The organism is Streptomyces corallincola (assembly GCF_019104725.1).
Classification (GTDB): Bacteria; Actinomycetota; Actinomycetes; order Streptomycetales; family Streptomycetaceae; genus Streptomyces; species Streptomyces corallincola.
In genome coordinates this window covers 200,244-223,944 of sequence record NZ_JAHRXF010000004.1, presented here as the reverse complement: position 1 = coordinate 223,944, position 23,701 = coordinate 200,244, and the positions used below count along the sequence as shown (strand labels likewise).

At 71.2% G+C, this 23,701-nt stretch carries 20 protein-coding genes and 1 tRNA gene; 15 read left to right on the top strand and 6 right to left on the bottom strand.

What is annotated here, in order from left to right:
- Positions 1-31: 31 nt before the first annotated feature.
- Entirely contained in the window at positions 32-2,779 is a 2,748-nt protein-coding gene (gene aceE, locus KUM39_RS05295) for a pyruvate dehydrogenase (acetyl-transferring), homodimeric type (protein WP_217784191.1), read from the bottom strand.
- Between the two features lie 446 nt (positions 2,780-3,225).
- On the opposite strand from aceE, the gene KUM39_RS05290 reads away from it, so the two are divergent.
- The 6 genes from KUM39_RS05290 to KUM39_RS05265 all read left to right on the top strand — a co-directional run bounded on the left by KUM39_RS05290 (position 3,226) and on the right by KUM39_RS05265 (position 7,783).
- Positions 3,226-3,669 carry a DUF3052 domain-containing protein gene (locus KUM39_RS05290; protein WP_217784190.1) on the top strand — a complete coding sequence of 148 codons (444 nt, stop codon included), beginning with the start codon at positions 3,226-3,228 and terminating at the stop codon, positions 3,667-3,669.
- A 193-nt stretch (positions 3,670-3,862) separates the two neighbouring features.
- Positions 3,863-4,321, top strand: coding sequence for a peroxiredoxin (locus tag KUM39_RS05285; protein WP_217784189.1), 459 nt, complete (start codon positions 3,863-3,865; stop codon positions 4,319-4,321).
- Between the two features lie 140 nt (positions 4,322-4,461).
- A complete protein-coding gene (locus KUM39_RS05280; RefSeq protein ID WP_217784188.1) occupies positions 4,462-5,037 on the top strand; it encodes a TerD family protein in 576 nt (191 codons plus the stop codon).
- Between the two features lie 93 nt (positions 5,038-5,130).
- Positions 5,131-5,709: a TerD family protein gene (locus tag KUM39_RS05275; RefSeq protein WP_217784187.1), complete on the top strand. Its 579-nt coding sequence runs from the start codon at positions 5,131-5,133 to the stop codon at positions 5,707-5,709.
- Positions 5,710-5,814: 105 nt separating this feature from the next.
- The gene (locus KUM39_RS05270) at positions 5,815-6,954 is read left to right on the top strand and encodes a DUF475 domain-containing protein (RefSeq protein ID WP_217784186.1); all 1,140 of its coding nucleotides are present in this window, start codon (positions 5,815-5,817) and stop codon (positions 6,952-6,954) included.
- A gap of 100 nt (positions 6,955-7,054) precedes the next feature.
- Positions 7,055-7,783, top strand: coding sequence for a TerD family protein (locus KUM39_RS05265; protein WP_217784185.1), 729 nt, complete (start codon positions 7,055-7,057; stop codon positions 7,781-7,783).
- Between the two features lie 13 nt (positions 7,784-7,796).
- Here the strand turns inward: KUM39_RS05265 and KUM39_RS05260 are convergent, their stop codons facing one another.
- On the bottom strand, positions 7,797-8,630 hold the full coding sequence (locus KUM39_RS05260; RefSeq protein WP_217784184.1) for a TerD family protein: 834 nt from the start codon (positions 8,628-8,630) through the stop codon (positions 7,797-7,799).
- A 174-nt stretch (positions 8,631-8,804) separates the two neighbouring features.
- Between KUM39_RS05260 and KUM39_RS05255 the strand changes: the two genes are divergently transcribed.
- From KUM39_RS05255 to KUM39_RS05245, 3 genes are all read left to right on the top strand, one after another.
- Positions 8,805-9,971, top strand: a complete 1,167-nt coding sequence (locus KUM39_RS05255; RefSeq protein ID WP_217784183.1) for an HpcH/HpaI aldolase/citrate lyase family protein — start codon at positions 8,805-8,807, stop codon at positions 9,969-9,971.
- Between the two features lie 30 nt (positions 9,972-10,001).
- A complete protein-coding gene (locus tag KUM39_RS05250; RefSeq protein WP_217784182.1) occupies positions 10,002-12,494 on the top strand; it encodes a phosphoribosyltransferase in 2,493 nt (830 codons plus the stop codon).
- A 116-nt stretch (positions 12,495-12,610) separates the two neighbouring features.
- Positions 12,611-13,450, top strand: coding sequence for an HAD family hydrolase (locus KUM39_RS05245; protein WP_217784241.1), 840 nt, complete (start codon positions 12,611-12,613; stop codon positions 13,448-13,450).
- Positions 13,451-13,548: 98 nt separating this feature from the next.
- Here KUM39_RS05245 and KUM39_RS05240 read toward each other — a convergent pair whose 3' ends face one another.
- Positions 13,549-13,773, bottom strand: coding sequence for an FmdB family zinc ribbon protein (locus KUM39_RS05240; RefSeq protein WP_217784181.1), 225 nt, complete (start codon positions 13,771-13,773; stop codon positions 13,549-13,551).
- A 1,158-nt stretch (positions 13,774-14,931) separates the two neighbouring features.
- Here KUM39_RS05240 and KUM39_RS05235 point away from each other — a divergent pair.
- The 3 genes from KUM39_RS05235 (at position 14,932) to KUM39_RS05225 (ending at position 19,631) form a co-directional block, all read left to right on the top strand.
- A complete protein-coding gene (locus KUM39_RS05235) occupies positions 14,932-17,037 on the top strand; it encodes a transglycosylase domain-containing protein (protein ID WP_246619649.1) in 2,106 nt (701 codons plus the stop codon).
- Between the two features lie 29 nt (positions 17,038-17,066).
- Positions 17,067-18,335, top strand: a complete 1,269-nt coding sequence (locus tag KUM39_RS05230) for a polysaccharide deacetylase family protein (protein WP_217784180.1) — start codon at positions 17,067-17,069, stop codon at positions 18,333-18,335.
- Between the two features lie 108 nt (positions 18,336-18,443).
- Positions 18,444-19,631: an amidase domain-containing protein gene (locus tag KUM39_RS05225; RefSeq protein WP_217784179.1), complete on the top strand. Its 1,188-nt coding sequence runs from the start codon at positions 18,444-18,446 to the stop codon at positions 19,629-19,631.
- Here the strand turns inward: KUM39_RS05225 and KUM39_RS05220 are convergent.
- Together KUM39_RS05220 and KUM39_RS05215 are read right to left on the bottom strand one after the other, a co-directional pair.
- Positions 19,619-20,224 carry a DUF4383 domain-containing protein gene (locus tag KUM39_RS05220; RefSeq protein ID WP_217784178.1) on the bottom strand — a complete coding sequence of 202 codons (606 nt, stop codon included), beginning with the start codon at positions 20,222-20,224 and terminating at the stop codon, positions 19,619-19,621. The genes KUM39_RS05225 and KUM39_RS05220 overlap by 13 nt on opposite strands.
- A gap of 129 nt (positions 20,225-20,353) precedes the next feature.
- Positions 20,354-21,775, bottom strand: a complete 1,422-nt coding sequence (locus tag KUM39_RS05215; RefSeq protein ID WP_246619596.1) for a hypothetical protein — start codon at positions 21,773-21,775, stop codon at positions 20,354-20,356.
- 117 nt (positions 21,776-21,892) lie between these two features.
- Between KUM39_RS05215 and KUM39_RS05210 the strand changes: the two genes are divergently transcribed.
- Positions 21,893-21,964, top strand: a tRNA-Val gene (locus KUM39_RS05210).
- 71 nt (positions 21,965-22,035) lie between these two features.
- Here KUM39_RS05210 and KUM39_RS05205 read toward each other — a convergent pair.
- Complete coding sequence (locus tag KUM39_RS05205; RefSeq protein ID WP_217784176.1) at positions 22,036-22,398, bottom strand: DUF8825 domain-containing protein; 363 nt, start codon at positions 22,396-22,398, stop codon at positions 22,036-22,038.
- 196 nt (positions 22,399-22,594) lie between these two features.
- Between KUM39_RS05205 and KUM39_RS05200 the strand changes: the two genes are divergently transcribed.
- Entirely contained in the window at positions 22,595-23,320 is a 726-nt protein-coding gene (locus KUM39_RS05200) for a class I SAM-dependent methyltransferase (protein WP_217784175.1), read from the top strand.
- Positions 23,321-23,376: 56 nt separating this feature from the next.
- Positions 23,377-23,619, top strand: a complete 243-nt coding sequence (locus tag KUM39_RS05195; protein ID WP_217784174.1) for a DUF2277 domain-containing protein — start codon at positions 23,377-23,379, stop codon at positions 23,617-23,619.
- The last annotated feature ends 82 nt before the right edge of the window (positions 23,620-23,701 follow it).

The window sequence follows — 23,701 nt, the reverse complement described above, 5'->3', positions numbered from 1 at the left end:
CCGGAGCGCCTCACGCCCCGGCGCGGGGCCGTCACGCGTCCCCGCCCGCCGCACCCGGGTCGGCCGAGGCCACGTCGAGCAGTTGGTAGCGGTCCACGGCCTGCTTCAGCACCGAGCGGTCCACCTTCCCCTCCCGCGCCAGCTCCGTCAGCACCGCGACCACGATCGACTGCGCGTCGATGTGGAAGAACCGCCGCGCCGCGCCCCGCGTGTCCGCGAAGCCGAACCCGTCCGCGCCCAGCGACTGGTAGGTGCCCGGCACCCAGCGTGCGATCTGGTCCGGCACCGACCGCATCCAGTCCGACACCGCCACGAACGGCCCCTGGGCGCCGGAGAGTTTGCGGGTCACGTACGGCACCCGCTGCTCCTCCTCCGGGTGCAGCAGGTTGTGCCGCTCCACCTCCACCGCCTCCCGGCGCAGTTCGTTCCAGGAGGTCGCCGACCACACGTCGGCCCGCACGTCCCAGTCCTCCGCCAGCAGCCGCTGCGCCTCCAGCGCCCACGGCACGGCCACCCCGGACGCCATGATCTGCGCCGGGACCGAGCCCGCCGTACCCGCCGCGATCCGGTGGACGCCCCTGAGGATGCCCTCCACGTCCACGTCCTCCGGCTCCGCCGGGTGCCGGATCGGCTCGTTGTAGACCGTCAGGTAGTAGAAGACGTCCTCGCCGTGCGGGTGTTCGGCGTCCGAGCCGTACATCCGGCGCAGGCCGTCCCGCACGATGTGCGCGATCTCGTACCCGTACGCCGGGTCGTACGCCACACAGCCGGGGTTGGTGGAGGCCAGCAGCTGGGAGTGGCCGTCGGCGTGCTGGAGTCCCTCACCGGTCAGGGTCGTGCGCCCGGCGGTCGCGCCCAGGACGAAACCGCGCGCCAACTGGTCGGCCATCTGCCAGAACTGGTCGCCGGTCCGCTGGAAACCGAACATCGAGTAGAAGACGTACACCGGGATCAGCGGCTCGCCGTGGGTGGCGTAGGCCGAGCCGGCCGCGATCAGGGACGCCGTGCAGCCCGCCTCGGAGATGCCGTCGTGCAGCATCTGCCCGGTCGGGGACTCCTTGTAGGCGAGCAGGAGTTCGCGGTCCACCGACTCGTACTGCTGGCCCAGCGGGTTGTAGATCTTCGCACTCGGGAAGAACGAGTCCATGCCGAACGTGCGGTACTCGTCCGGTGCGATCAGCACGAACCGGCGGCCGATCTCCTTGTCCCGCATGAGGTCCTTCAGCAGCCGGACGAACGCCATCGTGGTGGCGATCGACTGCTGACCGGTGCCCTTCTTCACGGTCGCGTACGTCTTGTCGTCCGGCAGCGCCAGCGGCTTCGCGCGCAGCACCCGCGTGGGCACGTACCCGCCGAGGCTCCGGCGCCGGTCGTGCATGTACTGGATCTCCTCCGAGTCCCGGCCGGGGTGGTAGTACGGCGGGGCGCCGGACTCCAGCTCGCGGTCGGTGATCGGCAGGTGCAGCCGGTCCCGGAAGCGCTTCAGGTCGTCCACCGTCAGCTTCTTCATCTGGTGGGTGGCGTTGCGGCCCTCGAAGTTGGGGCCCAGCGTCCAGCCCTTGACCGTCTTGGCCAGGATGACCGTCGGCTGCCCCCGGTGCTCGGTGGCCGCCTTGAACGCCGCGTAGATCTTGCGGTGGTCGTGCCCGCCGCGCCCCAGGTGCAGGATCTGGTCGTCGCTCATGCCCTCGACCATCGCGCGCAGCCGGTGGTCGTCGCCGAAGAAGTGCCGCCGGATGTAGTCGCCGGACTCGGTGGCGTACGTCTGGAACTGGCCGTCCGGGGTGGTGTTCATCCGGTTGACCAGCACCCCGTCCCGGTCCTGCGCGAGCAGCGGGTCCCAGGTGCGGTCCCAGACCAGCTTGATCACGTTCCACCCGGCGCCCCGGAAGACCGACTCCAGCTCCTGGATGATCTTCCCGTTGCCGCGCACCGGGCCGTCCAGGCGCTGGAGGTTGCAGTTGACCACGAAGGTCAGGTTGTCCAGCCCCTCGCGGGCGGCGATGGAGAGCTGGCCCAGCGACTCCGGCTCGTCCATCTCGCCGTCGCCGAGGAACGCCCACACGTGCGAACGGGAGGTGTCCGCGATGCCGCGCGCCTCCATGTACCGGTTCATCCGCGCCTGGAAGATCGCGCCGAGCGGGCCGAGCCCCATCGACACCGTGGGGAACTCCCAGAAGTCCGGCATTGAGCGCGGGTGCGGGTAACTGGACAGCCCGTCGGGGTACTTGGACTTCTCCTGCCGGAACCCGTCGAGCTGGCGCTCGGTGAGCCGGTCCAGCAGATAGGCGCGGGCGTAGATGCCGGGGGAGCCGTGCCCCTGGAAGAAGACCTGGTCGCCGCCGTCGCCGTCGTCCTTGCCCCGGAAGAAGTGGTTGAAGCCCACGTCGTACAGCGAGGCGGAGGAGGCGAAGGTGGCGATGTGGCCGCCGACCCCGATGCCGGGGCGCTGGGCGCGGGAGACCATCACGGCCGCGTTCCAGCGGGTGGCGTTGAGGATGCGGCGCTCGATCTCCTCGTTGCCCGGGAAGAACGGCTCGGCACGGGTCGGGATGGTGTTGACGTAGTCCGTGCTGCGCATCTCGGGCACGGCCACCCGCCGCTCGCGGGCCCGTTCGATCAGCCGGAGCATCAGGTACCGGGCTCGTTCCCGACCGCGCTCGTCCACGGCGGCGTCGAGCGAGTCGAGCCACTCCTGGGTTTCCTCGGGGTCGAAGTCAGGGACCTGACTCGGAAGACCGCCAATGATGATCGGACTGCGATCGGAACCGGAAGCCACGGTGTTCCTTACCTTTCGGAGGGCCGTTTTCTCTTCTCGTCTTCTTCTCCGCCCGCGTCGGGGCGTTCCTCATCGTGTACCGCGGGAAGGCTCACGTCATCCCCGCCGCGACGGGGCCGCACCACGGTCCGAGCCACCGGACGAGGCACGGGCCGGGTCAAAACGCAACGATACGCTCGCGCCGCGACAGGCTTGGCAAACTTGTTCGAGGCGCGTCCGCCGGATGATTCCCCACCGCGCAAAGCGGGCACACCGGGGAAATGTAGGCCTCGGGAAAACGGGGTACCGTGCCAGAAGTTCGGGCGACACGGCCCGGATCGTCACCGTTTCGGCGGTCCGGACCGCCGGGTACTTGCGCGATCCGTCCCGCCCGTGTGGACTACGGCCACGGCCCGCGCACGCGCGAGGCCGGGGACATTCACCAAGACATGATCAGGAGGCAACCCGTGAGCGCGACCGCGGACCACGCGGAGGAGCGGACTAACCCGGCCGGCAGGCTGGGATTCCAGCCCGGACAGGTGGTCCAGGAGATCGGCTACGACGACGACGTCGATCAGGAACTCCGCGAGGCCATCGAGGAAGCCGTTGAGGGCGACCTCATGGACGAGGACTACGACGACGTGGCCGACGCAGTCGTGCTGTGGTTCCGTGACGACGACGGCGACCTGACCGACTCGCTCGTCGATGCCACCACGTACATCGAGGAGGGCGGCACCATCCTGCTGCTCACGCCGAAGACCGGCCGCTCGGGGTACGTGGAGCCGAGTGACATCTCGGAGGCCGCGACGACCGCAGGACTGACGGCGGCCAAGAGCGTCAGTGTGGGCAAGGACTGGAGCGGCTCGCGTCTGGCGACGCCGAAGGCCGCCAAGTCGGGCGGCAAGCGGTAGCCCGCACCCGCCGAAGACCCGGCACCCGGACGGACCGGTCACCCGGTCCGTCCGGCACCCCCGGCCCCCCCCGTGCTCCCCGGCCGTCCGTGATCCGTGATCCCGCGGTGGCCGCGCGGTGACGGCTGCGTAGGGTGGGTGCGAGCGTCTGCCGCGCTCACCCCCCGACAGCCCACCGAAGGGAAGCACGACGATGGCGATCCAGGTCGGAGACAAGGCGCCCGACTTCGAGCTCAAGGACAACCACGGCCGCACCGTGAAGCTCTCCGACTTCCGCGGCGAGAAGAACGTGGTCCTGCTCTTCTACCCCTTCGCCTTCACCGGCGTGTGCACCGGCGAGCTGTGCGAGCTGCGCGACAACCTGCCGCAGTTCGCGGACCGGGACACCCAGCTCCTCGCGGTCTCCAACGACTCCATCCACACCCTGCGCGTCTTCGGCGAGCAGGAGGGCCTGGAGTACCCGCTGCTCTCCGACTTCTGGCCGCACGGCGACGTCTCGCGCGCCTACGGCGTCTTCGACGAGGACAAGGGCTGCGCGCTGCGGGGCACCTTCGTCATCGACAAGGAGGGCGTGGTGCGCTGGACGGTGCTCAACGGCCTGCCCGACGCGCGCGACCTCGGTGAGTACGTGAAGGCGCTCGACACGCTGTGAGCGCCCGCCGGACCGGCGCCCGCGGATGTCGCGGGCGCGGAGTCCGCGGCGGGCGGGAACCCGTCACTACGATCGGCACGTTGATCCCGTATCCGAAGCACGACGGGGCACCCTGCCCCTGAACACCATCTGGAGGACCCGTGGGAGTCAGCCTCAGCAAGGGCGGCAACGTATCGCTGTCGAAGGAGGCTCCGGGCCTGACCGCCGTCATCGTCGGCCTGGGATGGGACGTGCGCACCACGACCGGCACGGACTTCGACCTGGACGCCAGCGCCCTCCTGCTGAACAACGCGGGCAAGGTCACCAGCGACCAGAACTTCGTCTTCTTCAACAACCTCAAGAGCCCCGACGGCTCGGTCGAGCACACCGGTGACAACACCACCGGTGAGGGCGAGGGCGACGACGAGGCGATCAAGGTCAACCTCGCGGGTGTCCCGGCCGAGGTGGACAAGATCGTCTTCCCGGTGTCGATCTACGACGCCGAGAACCGCCAGCAGTCCTTCGGCCAGGTGCGCAACGCGTTCATCCGCGTCGTCAACCAGGCCAACCAGCAGGAGATCGCGCGGTACGACCTCAGCGAGGACGCCTCCACCGAGACCGCGATGGTCTTCGGGGAGCTGTACCGCAACGGCGCGGAGTGGAAGTTCCGCGCCATCGGGCAGGGGTACGCCTCGGGCCTGCGCGGCATCGCGCAGGACTTCGGGGTCAACGTCTGACCCGTCCGCACCACCCGATGTCCGGCGCCGCACCGTTTACGGGCGGCGCCGGACGCGCAGGACAACAGGGAAGCACCTCAAGGGGAGGACCACATGGGCGTCACGCTCGCCAAGGGAGGCAACGTCTCCCTTTCCAAGGCCGCACCGAACCTCACCAACGTCATGATCGGCCTGGGCTGGGACGCGCGGTCCACCACCGGCGCCCCCTTCGACCTGGACGCCAGCGCCCTGCTGTGCGGCGCCGGGAACCGGGTGCTCGGCGACGAGTGGTTCGTGTTCTACAACCAGCTCACCAGCCCCGACGGCTCGGTCGAGCACACCGGCGACAACCTCACCGGTGAGGGCGAGGGCGACGACGAGTCGATCCTCGTGGACCTCTCACGGGTCCCGGACCGGGTGGAGAAGGTCGTCTTCCCCGTCTCCATCCACATGGCCGACGAACGCGGCCAGACCTTCGGGCAGGTCTCCAACGCCTTCATCCGCGTGGTCAACCAGGCCGACGGCCAGGAACTCGCGCGGTACGACCTCAGCGAGGACGCCTCCACCGAGACGGCGATGATCTTCGGCGAGCTGTACCGGTACCAGAGCGAGTGGAAGTTCCGCGCGGTCGGCCAGGGGTACGCGTCGGGCCTGCGGGGCATCGCCCTGGACTTCGGCGTCAACGTTTCCTGAAGCCCCCTCGGGCGGCCGCGGACGGCCCCTCTAGACTCGGGGTCAAAGTTAGGCAAAGCCGCGTACGGCGCGGGGGAGTCCCGTACACATCAGATGGGGTAGCCAGTGCTTCTGAAAACGTTCGGCTGGTCGTTCGCGGTCACCGCGATCGGCCTGGTCGCGGCCGTCTTCTACGGGGGGTGGCAGGCGTTCGGCATCGTGGCGATCCTCTCCATCCTGGAGATCTCGCTGTCGTTCGACAACGCCGTGGTCAACGCCGGAATCCTGAAGAAGATGAACGCCTTCTGGCAGAAGATCTTCCTCACCGTCGGCGTGCTCATCGCGGTCTTCGGCATGCGGCTGGTCTTCCCCGTCGTCATCGTCGCGGTCACCGCCAAGCTCAATCCGATCGACGCGGTCAACCTCGCGCTGAACAACAAGGACCGCTACCAGGAGCTGGTCACCGACGCCCACCCGGCGATCGCCGCCTTCGGTGGCATGTTCCTGCTGATGATCTTCCTGGACTTCATCTTCGAGGACCGGGACATCCAGTGGCTGCGCTGGATCGAGCGCCCGCTCGCCAAGCTCGGCAAGGTGGACATGCTGTCCGTCTGCATCGCGCTGATCGTCCTGCTGGTGGCGTCCTTCACCGTCGCCACCCACGCCCACCAGCACGGCGGCGGCCACGCCGACAAGGCGCAGACCGTCCTCATCGCGGGCATCGCCGGTCTGATCACGTACATGATCGTCGGCGGGCTCTCCGGCTACTTCGAGGACAAGCTGGAGGAAGAGGAGGAACGCGAGAGCGAGGCCGAGGAGGAGGCCGCCCGCAGCGGCAAACCCCGCTCGGCGGTGCTGCTGGCCGGACAGGCCGCGTTCTTCATGTTCCTCTACCTGGAGGTCCTCGACGCCTCCTTCTCCTTCGACGGTGTGATCGGTGCCTTCGCCATCACCAACGACATCGTCCTGATGGCGCTCGGCCTCGGCATCGGCGCGATGTACGTCCGTTCGCTGACCGTGTACCTGGTCCGCCAGGGCACCCTCGACGACTACGTCTACCTGGAGCACGGCGCCCACTACGCGATCGGCGCGCTGGCCGTGATCCTCATGGTCACCATCCGGTACGAGATCAACGAGGTGATCACCGGCCTGGTCGGCGTGGTCCTGATCGCCTGGTCGTTCTGGTCCTCGGTGCGCCGCAACCGGGCGCTCGCCGCCGAGGAGAACGGCTCCGACACCAAGGCGGAGGTCTCCTCGGGGGTGTGACACCCCGTGCGGTGAGGAACGCTTCGGACAACGGGGCGGCCGGGCTCCCGGGCCCTGCCGCCCCGACCGCTGTGCCACACGACGAACCTGGGGGCGGGAGATGGGCTTCTTCGACGGGCTGCGCGGCGGGCGTGCCGAGTTCGACTCCGGCAGCGCCGCGAGCAACGCGATCGAACTGAACCGGCGGCACCAGGAGGTGTCCCTCACCAAACAGGGCGCCGCCACCGGCAACCTGCGCGTCAACCTGACCTGGCGGATGCGCACCTCCGACTTCGGCGGCACCGCCCGCGAGAGCCTGCTCCGCCACCCCTTCAAGGCGCTCAAACCCCCCGAGATCCTCGGCCACGGGCAGAGCATGGTGGACGTGGACCTCGACCTGGGCTGCCTCTACGAACTCACCGACGGCTCCAAGGGCGTCGTCCAGCCCCTCGGCGGCCTCCTCGGCGACGTCAACTCCCCGCCGTACATCAAGCTCAGCGGCGACGACCGGTTCGGCTCCGGCTCCGGCGAGACCATGTACGTCAACCTCGACCACCGCGAGGCCATCAAGCGGCTGCTGGTCTTCGTCTACATCTACGACCAGACGCCCGCCTTCGACCGTACCCACGCCAGCGTCATCCTGTACCCGAGCAACGGCCCGCGCATCGAGGTCCACCTCGACGAACGGCACCCGCAGGCCCGGTCCTGCGCCGTCGTGATGATCGAGAACGTCAAGGACGAACTGATCGTCCGCCGCGAGGTCAAGTTCGTCTACGGCTTCCAGGGCGAACTGGACCACCTCTACGGCTGGGGCCTGACCTGGGGCCGCGGCTACAAGACCAAGGCGTGAGCCGCCCGCGCCCTCAGCGCCGGACGAACTGCGGCCCCTGCGGAGGCAGCCGGAACTCCGGGTCCAGGGGCGGCGGCACCGGCTGCGGATAACCGTAGGAGGGCTGCGGATAGCCGTACGCGGGCCGGGGCGCCGGGGCCGGGGGAGCCTGCGGCGCCGAGTCCGGCTGCGGGTAGCCGTACGCCGCGGTGGAGGCCGGCTGCGGATAGCCGTAGGACGGCTGGGCGGGCAGCGACGCGGGCCGCTCCGGGGGAAGCGGATGCGCCGCCGTCTGCTCCGGGGCCCGGCGCGGCTCCTCCACCGCCTCCGACTCGTCCACCGAGATACCGAAGTCCGTGGCGAGCCCCTTCAGCCCGTTGGAGTACCCCTCGCCCAGCGCGCGGAACTTCCACGCGTCCCCGCGCCGGTACAGCTCCCCGCAGATCAGCGCCGTCTCCGCGCCCGTCTCCGGGGTGATCCCGAAGCTCGCCAGCGCCTCCCCGTCGCCCGAGGCGTCGTACAGCAGGACGCAGAGGTCACGGACCCGGTCGAAGGGCACTCCGTCCGCCGACGCGACCAGCAGCACCCGGCCCACGGCCGGTTCCACCCCGGTCAGCTCCGCCTGCACGGCATCGGTCAGCGCGTCACCGGCCCGCTTCTTGCCCAGCCGCCACACCGTCCCCGAGGGATGCCGGGGCTGGTTGTAGAAGACGAAGTCCTCGTCGGAGCGCACCCGGCCGTCCGAGCCCAGCAGCAGCGCCGACGCGTCCACGTCCGGCACCCCCTGCCCCGGCGTCCAGCGCAGCACGGCACGCACCGTGCCCGCCTCCACCGGGACGTTGGACCCCTTCAGCATCGCGTGCGTCATGCCGTCATCCTGCCCTCTCGGTCCTGGCCACGACAATGCGGGGGGTACACGCCCCGACACGGCCGGGTCACCGGGAATTCACGTCCGCTGGGAACTGCGAACACGGGTACCTACGTACTATTACCGGCCACACCTTGCCGAATCCTTACCAGCGGCGGTCCACCGAGGAGTCCCATGCGTCATTTCGGGTACATCGCCCCCGAGGTGCGGCAGCGCCTGTTCCACCGGGAACCCGCCGCCTTCACCGCCGACTCCCCGGCCCGGCTGCTCTCCGCCGCGCTCGGCGCCACCCTCTACAGCCCCGCCACCCGGCCCCGGCTCGCCGACGACGTGGTCAGACTCGCCGCCACCGGCGTGGTCTCGATGGTGCTGTGCCTGGAGGACTCCATCGACGACGCCGACGTCCCGGCCGGTGAGGCCAACCTCGTCCGCCAGCTCACCGACCTCGCGGACCGCACCGGCACCGAACCGCCCCTGCTGTTCGTCCGGGTCCGCACCCCCGAGCAGATCCCCGACCTCGTCGCCCGGCTCGGCCCCGCCGTCCGCCTGCTCTCCGGGTTCGTGCTGCCCAAGTTCACCGAGGAACGCGGCATCCCCTTCCTGGAGGCCCTCACCGCCGCCGAGAACCGCGCCGGACGGCGCCTCTTCGCCATGCCCGTCCTCGAATCCCCCGAACTCCTCTACCGCGAGAGCCGCGTGGACACCCTGGAGGGCATCGCCCGCGCCGTGGACAAGTACCGCGACCGCGTCCTCGCCCTCCGCCTCGGCGTCACCGACTTCTGCTCCTCCTACGGCCTGCGCCGCGCCCCCGACATGACCGCCTACGACGTCCAGATCGTCGCCTCCGTCATCGCCGACGTCGTCAACATGCTCGGCCGCGCCGACGGCACCGGATTCACCGTCACCGGCCCCGTCTGGGAGTACTTCCGCACCGCCGAGCGCATGTTCAAACCCCAGCTGCGGCAGAGCCCCTTCCTGGAGGGCCGCGCCCCCGGACTGCGCACCCGGCTCATCGAACACGCCCTGGACGGACTGCTCCGCGAGATCTCCCTCGACCAGGCCAACGGGCTGCTCGGCAAGACCTGCATCCACCCCTCCCACGTCCTGCCCGTGCACGCCCTCTCCGTCGTCAGCCACGAGGAGTTCAGCGACGCCCAGGACATCCTGCGGCCCGAACGCGGCGGCGGAGGCGTACTGCGCTCCGCGTACACGAACAAGATGAACGAGGTGAAGCCGCACCGCGCCTGGGCCGAACGCACCCTGCTGCGCGCGGAGGTCTTCGGCGTCGCCGCCGAGGACACCGGCTTCGTGGACCTGCTCGCCGCCGGTATAACCGGCTGACCCGGCACACCCCCGCCACCCGAGGAACGCATGAACAACGCGGTCGATGAACGCCCCTGGACCGGCACCTGGGTCACCGAACGACTCGGTGTCGCCCTGGAGGGAGACCCGGAACTGCCCGGCCTGCTCGGCCTGGCACTGCGCCGCAACCCCCGCCGCGCCCACCTGCTCGTCTCCCACGTCCTCGGCAAGCACGTCCCGCAGACCCCGTCCGTCGTGCACGGCCACGGCGTCCGCCTCGGCCGCCGGGTCCGTGACCTCCTCGGCCCCGAGGAGGCCGCGCGCGCCGTCGTCCTCGGCTACGCGGAGACCGCCACCGCCCTCGGCCACTCCGTCGCCGACGGCCTCGGCGCCGCCGCCTGCCTGCACTCCACCCGCCGCCCGGTCCCCGGCGTCGAAGCGGCGGGCGGCTTCGAGGAGTCCCACTCGCACGCCACCTCCCACCTGCTGCTCCCCGAGGACCCCGCACTGCTCGCCGGACCCGGCCCGCTGGTCCTGGTGGACGACGAGTTCTCCACCGGCAGCACCGTCCTCAACACCCTGCGCGACCTGCACGCCCGCCACCCCCGCGCGCGGTACGTGGTGGTCGCCCTGGTGGACCTGCGCGCCCCCGGCGACACCGCCCGCCTGGACCGCTTCGCCGCCGACACCGGCACCCGCGTGGACGTCGTCGCCGCCGCCTCCGGGACGGTACGGCTCCCCGCCGACGTGCTGGAGCGGGGACGGGAACTGGTCGCCCGGTACGAGGGGAGCGCACCGGCCGGGCCCGAGCAGCCGCACGGCAGCGTCACGCGCGTCGAACCGGGCTGGCCCGCCGGACTTCCCGACGGCGGACGGCACGGGTTCACCCCGGCCCACCGCGCCCGCCTGGACGCCGCGCTGCCCGCGATGGGCGCCCGGATCACCGCCGCGCTGCCCGAGGGCGCCCGGCGGGTGCTGGTGCTCGGCTGCGAGGAGCTGATGTACGCCCCGCTGCGCATCGCCGGGGAACTGGAGCGCGTCCTCGGCCATGCCGACGTCCGCTTCTCCACCACCACCCGCTCACCCGTCCTCGCGGTGGACGACCCCGGCTACGCGATACGCACCCGGCTGGTCTTCCCCGCCCACGACGACCCGGCCGACGGACCCGGCGAGCGGTACGCGCACAACGTCGCGGGCGGCGGCTTCGACGCCGTCGTCGCCGTGGTGGACTCCACCGCCGACACCCCCGCCCTGCACGCCCCGGACGGCCTGCTCGCCGTACTCGCCGCGCACACCCCGCACGTCCTGCTCGCGGTCGTGCCCTCCTACGCCCCCGCGCCCGACCGTGCGCCCGCCCCCGTATCCGCCCCCGTACCCGCCCGTGTTCCGAACGGAAGGCCGGTCATGCTGCCCGAGCCGCTGAGAGGCCCCGCCTTCTCCTCCTACGCGCCCGAGGAGGTCGGCTGGCTCCTCCAGGACCTCTCCGACGTGGCCCTGGAGGCGCCGACCGAGGAACGCGAGGAGGCCGTGCAGAACGGCGGCGCCCACTACGCCGAGTCGCTGCCCGTCGAGTACCAACCCAGCGCCGCCTACCAGGAGTTGTTCCACTCCGCCCTGGACGCCTCCGCCGCCCGCCTCGCGCACGCGGTCGGCGTGGTCACCGAGACCGTCCTCGCCGAGCGCTCCCCGCGCCCGGTGCTGGTCTCGCTGGCCCGCGCGGGCACCCCGGTCGGCGTGCTGATGCGCCGCTGGGCCGAGCACCGGCACGGGCTCCGACTCCCGCACTACGCCGTGTCGATCGTGCGCGGCCGGGGCATCGACGCCACCGCGCTGCGCTGGCTCGCCGCCCACCACGACCCGCACGACGTGGTGTTCGTGGACGGCTGGACCGGCAAGGGTGCCATCACCCGCGAACTCGCCGAAGCGGTGAGGGAGTTCGAGGAGCGCGAGGGCGTCACCGGCTTCGACCCGGAGATCGCCGTCCTCGCCGACCCCGGTTCCTGCGTGCGCACCTACGGCACCCGGGAGGACTTCCTCATCCCCTCCGCCTGCCTCAACTCCACGGTCTCCGGGCTGATCTCACGTACGGTACTGCGCGCCGACCTGGTCGGTCCCGACGACTTCCACGGCGCCAAGTTCTACCGGGAGCTGGCCGGTTCGGACGTCTCCGGCGCCTTCCTGGACGCCGTCTCCGCCCGCTTCCCCGAGGTGGACGACGCGGTGGACAGCTCCGTCAAGGAACTCCGCGACACCGACCGCACCCCCACCTGGGAGGGCTGGCGGGCCGTCGAGCGGATCAGCGAGGAGTACGGCATCCACGACGTCAACCTCGTCAAGCCCGGCGTCGGGGAGACCACCCGCGTGCTGCTGCGCCGGGTGCCGTGGAAGATCCTCGCCCGCACCGGCGCGGGCGCCGACCTCGGCCACGTCCGGCTGCTCGCGGAACAGCGGGGGGTGCCCGTCGAGGAGGTGGACGCACTGCCGTACACCTGCGTCGGCATCATCCACCCCCGCTACACACGGGGCGCGACCGGCGCCGACGGACGGGCGGTGCGGGGATGAGCGGGGCTGTGGGTCAGGGGGGCACGGGTGCCCCGGTGGGTCGGGAAGGCGCGAGTGCCCCGGTGGGGAGGAACGGTGCGACGGGCGCCGATTCCGGTGCGGTGAGCGGCGTTCCCGTGCCGGGCGGGCCCGTCCTGGTCGCCAGCGATCTCGACCGCACGCTCATCTACTCCGCCGCCGCGCTCGCGCTGACCATGCCGGACGCGCGGGCACCCCGGCTGCTCTGCGTCGAGGTGCACGAGAGCCGCCCGCTGTCGTACCTCACGGAGACCGCCGCCCGGCTGCTCACCGACCTCGCGGACGCTGCCGTGTTCGTCCCCGCCACCACCCGCACCCGCAAGCAGTACCAGCGCATCAGCCTGCCCGGACCCCAGCCCGCGTACGCGATCTGCGCCAATGGCGGGCACCTGCTGGTGGACGGCGTCACCGACCGGGACTGGCACGCGTCCGTCCAGGCCCGGCTGGCCGAGGAGTGCGCCCCGCTCGACGAGGTCCGCGAGCATCTGCTCACCACCGCCGATCCCGTGTGGGTACGCAAACACCGCACCGCCGAGGACCTGTTCGCCTACCTCGTCGTGGAGCGCGAACTGCTCCCCGAGGAGTGGGTGAAGGAACTCGCCGCCTGGGCCGGGCCGCGCGGCTGGACCGTCTCGCTCCAGGGCCGCAAGATCTACGCCGTGCCGAAACCGCTCACCAAGAGCGCGGCCCTGCGCGAGGTGGCCCGCCGCACCGGCGCCCGGCTCACCCTGGCCGCCGGTGACTCGCTGCTCGACGCCGACCTGCTGCGCGCGGCCGACCGGGGCTGGCGGCCCGGCCACGGCGAACTCGCGGACGACGGCTGGCGGGCGCCGAACGTGACGGCGCTCCCCGAGCGTGGCGTACTCGCCGGGGAGCGCATCGTGCGGGAGTTCCTGGGCGCGGCCCGTAGGGGTTCCGCCCCAGGGCTGGTCCCGTAGGGGTTCCGGTCCCGTAGGGCTGGTCCCGTAGGGGTTCCCGGTCCTACGGGGTTGCTCCCGTAAGGGGTCCGGTCCTACGGGGTTGTCCCCCGGGGGCGTCAGGCGCAGCAGCCGCCGCCGCAACACCCGCCCCCGCCGCCCGCACCGGGCGCGGGGGCGGCGGACCCGGCACCGGCCAGACCGCCCACGGCGACCGTGGACAGCAGCTTGACGGTGTCTCCGTGGCCCTGCGGACAGTCGGCCGGAGAACCCGACTCGGCCATCGGACGGTTCAGTTCGAAGGTGTCACCGCAGGTGCGGCAGCGGTACTCGTAGCGAGGCATGTACCGAGACTAGCCGGAGTGTTGCTGCTCACAGCGCCTCAAAGTTTCATGAGTGTTCGCTTCTGCACGATACTCGTGGGGAGATTCAGAAAAGATCGCTGATAACTTGACCGAGCCGCGAGGAGCCGTAAGACCGGGGGAGGAGGGGGACGCGCACCGCTGTGACCAAGCGGCCGTGTCCACCCGCTGAGTCCCACCACGCGCGCCAGGAAAGCAAGTGCGAGGGGAGACGCAGCCTTGACCGACGCGTGGAAGCGGTCGGACGGCCGCGAGGGCGACGACACCGAACGGCCCGAGAAGCACAGGCCGTCGGCTCCCGACGAGACCCTGCACCTGAACGTCGAGGCGCTGCGCGCGGACGCGGCGGGCAAGGACGTGGGTGCCGAGACCCCTACGGGTTCGCCCCAGGGTTCGGGTTCGCCCCAGGGTCTGGGTTCGTCCAGCGGCACGGGTCGGGACGCCGGCTCGGTTGCCGACGCACGTTCCGGTGCCGACGCGGGTGCCGCTTCCGGCTTCGGCTCCGACTCCGGCTCCGGCCGCCGTACGCGCCGGACTTCGCCGGGCGACGCCTTCGACGCCTTCCAGCGGTCCACCCCGGCCCCACGCCCGTCGGCCCCGGCCCCACGCCCGTCCGCGTCGGACAACTCACCCTCCGGGGACGTGAGTTCGTCCGGTGACGAGGGTCGGCCGTCCACCCCCGACCGGCGCCCCGCCGACTCCACCATGCAGCTCAAGGTGGACGCCCTGCGCGCCGACATCGCCCGTCAGAAGCGCGCCCGGAGCACCGAGTCGGCCGCGTCCGGCACCCCCGGCTCCGCCGACCCCACCCGGCGGGCGGAGCCCCGCGGCGAGTCCACGCCCCGTCCGAAGCCCCCGGCGCGCCCGGACTCCCCGGAGACCGCTGCCCCGGAGTCCCCGGCCCCGCGGCCCACCGCGCCCGAGCCGCCGCGGCCCGACCGCCGTCCGGCCGACGCCACCATGCGGCTCAACGTGGAGACGCTGCGCGCCCGGATGTCCGGCACCGGACGCGACACCGCCCCCGCGCCCACAGCCGCACCCGCGACCGGCGCACCGGCCGACCCCGCCGGAATACCGCGGGCCTCGGAAGCCACCCCGGAGATACCCCCGGCGTCCGCGACACCCCCCGCCGACGCCACCATGCAGCTCCGTGTTCCCCCGCCGCCCCCGAAGCCCTCGCCCGGCGGCAGCCGCGCCGAACGGCGGCGCAACGCCCGCCCCACCCCGCGCGAACGCCTCACCACCGGCGCCACCGGCCTCTGGAGCACCCTCAGCGCCACCCTCGGCCCGCGACTCGCCCCGCTCGCTCCCTACGCCCGCCGCCTCAAGCCCGCGTACCCGCGCCCCGGCCGCGCCGACTGGCGCCGCTGGATACCCTCCTGGCGCCAGTGGACCGGCGCCACCCTCTCCGGGTTCGGCCTGCTCGCGGTGTTCCTCGGCACCGCCTACGCGATGACCGGCATCCCCACCAACCTCAACTCCTTCGCCACCCAGCAGGACAACGTCTACTTCTGGTCCGACGGCACCCCGATGGCCCGTACGGGATGGGTGCAGCGGCAGAACATGCCGCTCAAGGACATCCCCGAGCAGGTCCGCTGGGCCGTACTCGCCGCCGAGAACGCGAGCTTCTACTCCGACCCCGGCATCTCGGTGAAGGGCATCAGCCGCGCCGTGTGGCGCACCATCGGCGAGGGCGACACCGAGGGCGGCTCCACCATCACGCAGCAGTACGTCAAGAACGTCTACCTCACCCAGAACCAGACGGTCAGCCGCAAGTTCACCGAGGCGATGATCTCCCTCAAATTGGACAACCGGATGAGCAAGGACCAGATCCTGGAGGGATACCTCAACACCAGCTGGTTCGGCCGCGGCACCTACGGCATCCAGCGCGCCTCCCAGGCGTACTACGGCGAGGACGTCAGCAAGCTCAACGCCAGCCAGGCCGCCGTCCTCGCCTCCATGCTCAAGGGCGCCGGACTCTACGACCCCACCCTCAGCGCCGCCAACCACCGGCGTGCCGTGGCCCGCTGGTCGTGGATCCTGGACCGGATGGTGGACATCGGCAAACTCACCCCGGCCCAGCGCGCGCGGTACACGACGTTCCCCGAACCGCTGAAGACCGGCCGCCTCTACGACACCGGCAAGCAGAGCGACTACCTGGTCGAACTCGCCCAGAGCTACGCCAAGAAGACCGCGCACATCTCCGACCGCGACTTCGACCTCGGCGGCTACCAGATCTACACCACCTTCGACCGCACGCGGGAGGCCGCGCTCACCGGCGCCGTCACCAAGGCCCGCACCGAGGCCGCCAAGACACACCCCGACGCCGCGAAGGACGCCCACTACGGGGCCGCGTCGGTCACCGCCGACGGCAGGATCGTCGCCGTCTACGGCGGCCCCGACCACCGCAAGCAGGGCTACAACGAGTCCAACGCGACGACCGTGCAGGCCGGTTCGGCGTTCCTGCCGTTCGTCTACGCCGCCGGACTCGAACACGGCGTCCACAAGACGCGCGGCGGACCCGCCACCCCCGTCACCCCGGACACCGCCTACAACGGCGACGACGGCGTGCCCGTCAGCACCCCCGAGGGCCCCTACTGGGACCGCAGCGGCAAGAAGGTCGCCGCCCACAACGACGGCAAACGCTCCTACGGGCAGATCCCGCTCGGCCAGGCGCTGGCCAAGTCCGTCAACACCCCCTTCATGCAACTCGGCCTGGACACCGGCCTGGACAACGTCCGGGCCACCGCCGTCGCCTCCGGGCTGCTCTCCTCCAGCATGGGCCCGCAGACCCCCGCCATGTCGCTGGGCAACGCCACCCCGAGCGCCATCCGGATGGCCGGGGGCTACGCCACCTTCGCCGCCGGTGGCACCCACACCGAGCCGTACTCGGTGAGCCGGATCACCCGCAACGGCTCCCGCGTCCCGCTGCCCGTGCCCGGCGCCCGCCGGGCCGTCCCCGAGACCGTCGCCCAGCAGGTCCAGCAGGCCCTGACCGACGCCGTGCGCACCACCCACCCCGCCGTCGCGCCCCCCGGCTCCGAGGTCTCCGGCAAGGACGGCACCACCGAGAACGACACCGCCTCCTGGTACACCGGCACCGCCGACTCCGTCACCACCTCCGTCGTCCTCTACCGCATCGACCTGGGCAAGTCCCTGGAGCCCCTGCCGCTGGAGGGCCTCGACGGACCGCCTGCGGACAGCGTCCCGTTCACCATCTGGTCGGCCGCCGCCCGGCCCAAGTGACCCGCCCGACAACCGGATTGAGCCGCGACATGTCCCGCAAACCCGCACCGACCGGCCGCCGCCGCAGGTCACCCGCCCGCCGCCGCGTCACCCGCCCGCAGGTCATGACCCTGGCCGCGCTCCTCGTCGTGGCCTCCCTGGTCGCCGGATACCTGGTGCTGTCCCGGCCCGACCGCACCGCGCCCACCGCGTCCGGCACCAAGGGCGCCAAACCCACGGCCACCTGGGACGGCAAGGTCCACGTCCTCGGCGACGGCTCCACCTCCTACACCGGCCCGCAGCAGGGCGAGTTGAAGCCCGTACCGCTCAAACCCGGTGAGAAACCACCCCAGTTCGTCGTCTTCTCCTGGGACGGCGCCCTGGAGGGCAGCGACCATCTCTTCTCGCACTACCGGGAGATGGCCAAGGAGTACAACGCCCACATGACCTTCTTCCTCACCGGCATCTATCTGCTGCCCAAGAGCGAGAAGGCCCAGTACCACGGCCCCATGCACTCGCCCGGCGACGCCGCCATCGACTACGCCACCGACGACCACATACGCTCCACCCTGGAACAGCTCCGCCAGGCCTACGACGACGGCAACGAGATCGGCACCCACTTCAACGGACACTTCTGCGGCCCCAAGGGCGGCGGCGACTGGAGCGTCCAGCAGTGGAAGAGCGAGATCGACCAGTTCTACGACTTCGTGGAGCACTGGAAGACCAACACCGGCTTCAAGGACATCAAGCCGCTCCCCTTCGACTTCAAGAAGGAGGTCACCGGCGGCCGTGCCCCCTGCCTGGAGGGCCAGCCCAACCTGCTGAAGGCCATCAAGAGCTACGGCTGGCGCTACGACGCCAGTTCCCCCGGCGACTTCCAGATCTGGCCCGCCAGGAAGGACGGCATCTGGGACTTCCCGCTCCAGATGCTCCCCTACGAGAACGGCAAGTACCAGGGCCTCTCGATGGACTTCAACTTCCTCTACAACCAGTCCGACGGCGAGACCCACGGCGACCCCGCCAAGTACCCCGAGTGGCAGAAGACCACCGTCGATTCCTACGTCGCCGGGTTCAACCGCGTCTACTACGGCAGCCGCGCCCCGCTGTTCATCGGCAACCACTTCGAGGACTGGAACGGCGGCATCTACATGAAGGCCATCGACCAGGTCGTCAAGGACGTCTGCACCAAACCCGGCGTCAAGTGCGTGTCCTTCCGCGAACTCGCCGACTGGCTCGACGTCCAGAAGCCCGCCACCCTCGAACGCCTCCGCAGCCTCGATCCCGCCCAGGCCCCGGACTGGTCCACGGTCGTCAAGTGACGTACGTATCCGGTTGGTTCCACTTGTGCGTCCCCTCTTCACAAGCGCCACGCCGGGCATGCGAGGATGCCGTCTCCGGTAGGTGTACCGGTATAGAGGGGAACATCATTGAAATCGAGAAGACTGAGCCGTAAGCGCAGCCGCACCGCGATAATCTCCGCGGCTGCCGCGTCGGTCGTCGCCGGTGTCGCGCTGGTGCCCAACTGGAGCGCCGGTGCCGCCGTCAAGGACGACCCCACGGTCGATGCCGCCACCAAGGCCACCTTCCAGAAGCTGGCCGACGCGGTCTTCACCGACCGCACCGAGGCCCTGGTGGACAACGCCCAGAGCCGCCACGGCGCCCGCCACCAGCGCACCGCCGCCTTCTCCGGCAAGGTGCGCCTGTCCGGCACCCAGACCCAGCAGCAGGACTCGGCCCTCAGCCAGCTCCGCGGCCGCAAGTCCAAGCTCGCCCAGCTCGGCGAGAAGTACAGCAAGGGCAACACGACGGTCTCCCTGGACGCCACCCAGGTCAAGGGCCGCCACGCCACGGTCGATGTCACCGAGAACACGACACTGACCTACGAGAAGGTTCAGCCCAACCAGCCGAAGACCACCGGGTTCCAGGCGCACCACGAGCTGACCTTCACCGCCGACAGCGCCGGCACCTGGCGGCTCACCCGCGTCCGCGACACCGACGACGGCTACCTCGCCGTCAACCAGGTCGCCGCCCCGCAGGTCGCCAAGCCCGCCACCGCCGCCGACGACGGCCCCCAGGACGCGCCCCGCGCGGCCACCACCCGACCGGCGCCCGCCAACCCGAAGAAGCTCACGGGTGGCACGTACGACTACAAGGCGATGGTCGCGTACGCGACGAAGTACTGGAGCAACTACAACCCCGACTACCCGAACTTCAACGGGCAGGGCGCGGGCGGAGACTGCACCAACTTCGTCAGCCAGTCCCTGAAGGCGGGCGGCTGGAAGCACGTCCCCGGCTACACGGACGACTTCCACAAGTGGTTCGGCACCGCCGACATCCAGTCCGACTCCTTCATCGGGGTCAACGAGTTCTCCTGGTTCGCGCTGTCCTCCAAGCGCGTCACGCCGCTCGCCAACGTCTTCCAGGCGGACCTCGGCGACGTGATCCAGATGGACTTCAACAAGGACGGGTCCAAGGACCACTCCATGATCGTCACGTCGCGCAACGCGCAGGGCATCCCCTTCGTGACGTACCACTCGACCAACACGTACAACCGGTCGGTGGCCAGCCTCGTGGCGTCCTACCCGAACGCGGCGTTCTACGCCTACCGCACCTGACGGTGACCGCTCTCGGGGCCGCCCAGCTCGGGCCGGTCCCACTCGTGCAGTTCACGGCGCTCGACGGACACCCGCTCCTGCGGTGACGGCTCCGGGTGCCGGGCGCGGTAGTACGGGTTCTCGTACGGCAGGGTGGAACTCACCCTGCCGTACATCCCGAACGTCATCAGCACCACGCCCACCACGAACGTGAACAGCACGTTCTGGATGCGGAACGCCAGGAAGTTGTTCGGGGTGTCCAGCAGGGCCAGGTTCACGAAACCGCTCAGGATGAACAGCAGCCCCATCACCATGTTCAGCGTCGAGGCGAAGTTCCCGCCGATCACCATCCCGACCAGCAGCAGCAGCCCGGCGGCGATCGACAGCCAGCTCAGCGTGCCGTTGGTGTTCAGACCCGCCACCGTGTTGTCGCCGGTGGTGAAGAACCCGATGTGGTCCACCACGCCCAGGATGCCGAAGACCAGCAGGAACACGCCGATCAGACCGGCGCCGATCCGGTAGATCCGGTTCAGCCGGTGGTCCAGCGGCAGATGGTCCTCGAAGCTGATGCCTTTCGACTTCGTGGACTTCGACTGCACGGAGTGTGTGGCCATGTCCGCCTCCCGCGGGGGCTACCGGAACACATACGTCCGTCTCATGGTCCGCCGGGGGCGGACGAGCGGCAACCGAGAGCCGCGGGCGCCCGGGCCCGACGCCACGTCCCGGCACGCGGCCCGGAACGCTCAGTGCGCCGGACCGCCGCCGCGCTCCTCGCGGATCTCGGCGACCACCCGCGCGACGGTCCGCCGCACCGCGTCCGTCTCGGTCAGGAAGTGCCAGTAATCCGGGTTACGGCCCTCCAGCGTGCCCACGGCACGGTCCAGGCGGCCCACCGCGTCGTCCAAGGGGCGGGCGTGGCGCGGATCGGGTGTCGCACGCCCGGTCATCGCCAGCCGCTGCGCGTCCCGGACCGCGAACCGGGTCCGCTCGATCTCCCCCTGCGGGTCCTTCTGCACCGCGTTCAGCCGCGCCAGCCGCTCCCCGGCCGCCGACACCGCCTCGTCCGTGGTGTTCAGCAGCGCCCGCACCGTGGACAGCAGCGCGGTCGCGTCCGCCCACCGCTGCGCGTTCCGCGCCGCCTTCGCCTCGTCGAGCTTCCGCTCGGCCTGCGCCACGTTCTCCGCCGACCGCGCCGGGACCTGCTGGAGATCCTGCCAGCACGCCGCGACGAACCTGCGCCGCAGCTCGCTCAGCACCGGGTCCACCTGCCCGGCCCGGGTGGTCAGCGCCTGCGCCCGGGTGCGCAGGCTCACCAGCCGGTGATCGATCTCCGCCGCCTGCTCCGGCAGCCGCTCGGCCTCGGCGCGGATCGCGGCGGCCTCCCGCTGCACCCGCTCGGCCCGCTCCACCGTCGCCGCGACCCCGTGCCGCCCCGCGCCCTCGTTCAGCCGGGTCAGCTCCGGCGACAACGCGGCCAGCCGCGCCGCGAGATCGTCCGCCGCGAGCCCCTTCTCCCGTACGGCGTCCAGCGCGCCACTCGCCCCCAGCAGCGCCTGCCGGGCACGCTCCACGGCGGGCGCCAGCCGGGCGAGCTGGGTCTCGGCCTTGCCGAGGAGCGGCCCGAGCGACTCCCCGAACCGGTCCAAGTCCCGCTTCACGGCGACCAGTTCGTCCTTGGCGGCGGTCAACTCGGTACGCGCCCGCGCGGCCACGGACGCCTCCAGCTGGTCCCGGTCCAGATCATGCGCGTCCACGGCCGTGATGTACCGCCCGCTGACCTCGTCGATCCGCGCGCCGAGCGCCGCGAAATCGGCGACGACCCGGCGCCCGGCGGGGCTGTCGTCCACAGCGGTGATCGTCTCGATGGAGATCCGCAGATCCCGCTGCGCGGTGTCCAGCTCGTAGAACGCCGCGGCCGCCGCGTCCTTCGCCGCCTGCGCCTCCGCCCGCTGCCCCTCCGCCCGCCCCCCGAACCACCGCCGCGTCCCGCCCCCGGCGAACGCGCCCACGACGGCGGGCGCCACCAGCACGGGCAACAGCACCAGCGCCGTCACATCCCGAAGCCCCCGCCCGCCCGCCCCCCACGGGCACGACCGACCCCCTGCCGTCCCCGCTGTCCCCGTCACATCCCTCTCCCGTACGTCCTGACCCCTACGTCCGGCCATTCTCCCACCGTGGGGGGTGGAAGACACGGGGTGGTCGGTGCCGGTCTCCGGGCCTGCCGCACCGAAACGGGATTGCCGTATCCGGCGCCCGGCCATGTAGTCTGTCGAGCGCTTCACGGGTGCGTAGCTCAGTGGTAGAGCGCCTGCCTTACAAGCAGGATGTCGGCGGTTCGAAACCGTCCGCGCCCACCTGGTGCAGAGGCCCTCCGCCGTGATCGGCGGGGGGTCTTTGTCGTTCCGGGGGTGATGGTGGGGGCTGGTCATGCCTCTTCCGGTGTCGGGCCGCCGTTCTCCTCCTCGCTCGTGTGTACGTGCTTCAGCCGCATCCGGGCGTCCACCCGGCCCGCCTGTGCCATCTCGGTCCAGAAGCGGTGGCCGGTGATGAAGACCGCGAGTTCGTGTTCGCGGCGGCGGAGCTTCTCGACCTCGGCCTGTTCGTCCTCCGTCCAGCCGGGGGAGGCCGGGCGCTCGACCTTCCGCCAGCCGGTGTCCTCGGTGAACCCCGTCATCGGCTCGACCGACCAGGGCAGCCGTCTGAACAGCGCCGCCAGCTCGGACCTGATCTGATGCAGCTCCTCCTGACCGGCCAGGAGATCACTGGGGAATTCGGGGGTCTGTGCCACACGGCAATGGTACGCCTGTTCGATTTCGAGGGGCGAGTTCGAGGACGAGGTTCACCCGAACGGGGGGTGCGGCCGGGGTCCGTGTTGCCGACGGCTCCTCGTGCGGCGCCGGTGGCCGGTGGCAACGTCCCTGGCCACCGGCCGTCCCACCCGAAATCCGCCGGCCGCCCCCCGCTCCGCCCCGTACCGTCCCCGCATGGCCGACGAATGCTTCACGCACCCGACGCTCGCCGCGCTCTACGACCCGCTCGAAGCGGACCGCCCCGATCTCGACGCGTACGTGCGGATGGCGGCGGAGTTCGGCGCCCGCCGGGTGCTCGACATCGGCTGCGGCACCGGGGTCCTCGCCCTGCTGCTCGCCGCGCGGGGTATCGACGTCGTCGGTGTCGATCCCGCCGCCGCGTCCGTCGAGGTCGCCCGCGGCAAACCCGGCGCGGAACGCGTCCGCTGGCTCCACGGCGACGCGACCGCGCTTCCGCCGCTCCGGGTGGACCTGGCCACGATGACGGCGAACGTCGCCCAGGCGATCGTCGGCGCGGAGGCGTGGCACGGCACGCTGCGGGGTGCGTACGACGCGCTGCGTCCCGGTGGGCGCCTGGTGTTCGAGACGCGGGACCCGGCGCGGCGGGCCTGGGAGGAGTGGAACCGTGAACGCTCCCACGCCGTGACGGAGGTGCCGGGGTTCGGGCCGGTGGAGAGCTGGGTCGATCTGGTCGAGGTGTGCCCGCCACTGGTCACCTTCCGGTGGACGTACGTCCTGCCCGCCGACGGGGAGGTGCTGACCTCCGAATCGACCCTGCGCTTCCGCGGGCGTACGGAGGTCGAGCGGGACCTCGTCGCGGCGGGCTACGCCCTGGACGGCGTCCGCGACGCCCCGGACCGGCCCGGCAAGGAGTTCGTGTTCGTGGCCCGCAGGCCGTGACGGTCCGCGGGGCGCCGGGCCTCGCGGCTGTCGGTGGTTCGCGTCAGACTGGGAGCATGTGCCGCAGTATCAAGACGTTGCGTCCGCCCGTGCTGCCCGACGAGGCGACCGAGGACGACATCCGGGCCGCCGCGCTCCAGTATGTGCGGAAGATCTCCGGGTTCCGGGCGCCCGCCGCGCACAACCGGGAGGTGTTCGACGCCGCCGTGGACGCCGTGGCCGCCGCCACCGCCGAGTTGCTGGCGGGGCTGGAGGTGCGGGGCGCGAAGGCCGGGGCCGGGCGGCGTACGGAGTCGTAGGGCGGGCACGCGGGGGTGCGGGGCGGTCGCGGGGGCGGGATTTCGGGCCGCTCGGGACGTGAGTTGTCGTGTTTCTGATTCC

Bases quoted from the DNA above. Each gene is read 5' to 3' on its own strand.
- KUM39_RS05285 (WP_217784189.1), top strand. From the start codon at position 3,863: ATGGCGATCCAGGTCGGAGACAAGGCGCCCGACTTCGAGCTCAAGGAC.
- KUM39_RS05275 (WP_217784187.1), top strand. From the start codon at position 5,131: ATGGGCGTCACGCTCGCCAAGGGAGGCAACGTCTCCCTTTCCAAGGCC.
- KUM39_RS05265 (WP_217784185.1), top strand. From the start codon at position 7,055: ATGGGCTTCTTCGACGGGCTGCGCGGCGGGCGTGCCGAGTTCGACTCC.
- KUM39_RS05260 (WP_217784184.1), bottom strand. From the start codon at position 8,630: ATGACGCACGCGATGCTGAAGGGGTCCAACGTCCCGGTGGAGGCGGGC.
- KUM39_RS05255 (WP_217784183.1), top strand. From the start codon at position 8,805: ATGCGTCATTTCGGGTACATCGCCCCCGAGGTGCGGCAGCGCCTGTTC.
- KUM39_RS05250 (WP_217784182.1), top strand. From the start codon at position 10,002: ATGAACAACGCGGTCGATGAACGCCCCTGGACCGGCACCTGGGTCACC.
- KUM39_RS05240 (WP_217784181.1), bottom strand. From the start codon at position 13,773: ATGCCTCGCTACGAGTACCGCTGCCGCACCTGCGGTGACACCTTCGAA.
- KUM39_RS05235 (WP_246619649.1), top strand. From the start codon at position 14,932: ATGCAGCTCCGTGTTCCCCCGCCGCCCCCGAAGCCCTCGCCCGGCGGC.
- KUM39_RS05230 (WP_217784180.1), top strand. From the start codon at position 17,067: ATGTCCCGCAAACCCGCACCGACCGGCCGCCGCCGCAGGTCACCCGCC.
- KUM39_RS05220 (WP_217784178.1), bottom strand. From the start codon at position 20,224: ATGGCCACACACTCCGTGCAGTCGAAGTCCACGAAGTCGAAAGGCATC.
- KUM39_RS05215 (WP_246619596.1), bottom strand. From the start codon at position 21,775: ATGGCCGGACGTAGGGGTCAGGACGTACGGGAGAGGGATGTGACGGGG.
- KUM39_RS05200 (WP_217784175.1), top strand. From the start codon at position 22,595: ATGGCCGACGAATGCTTCACGCACCCGACGCTCGCCGCGCTCTACGAC.
- KUM39_RS05195 (WP_217784174.1), top strand. From the start codon at position 23,377: ATGTGCCGCAGTATCAAGACGTTGCGTCCGCCCGTGCTGCCCGACGAG.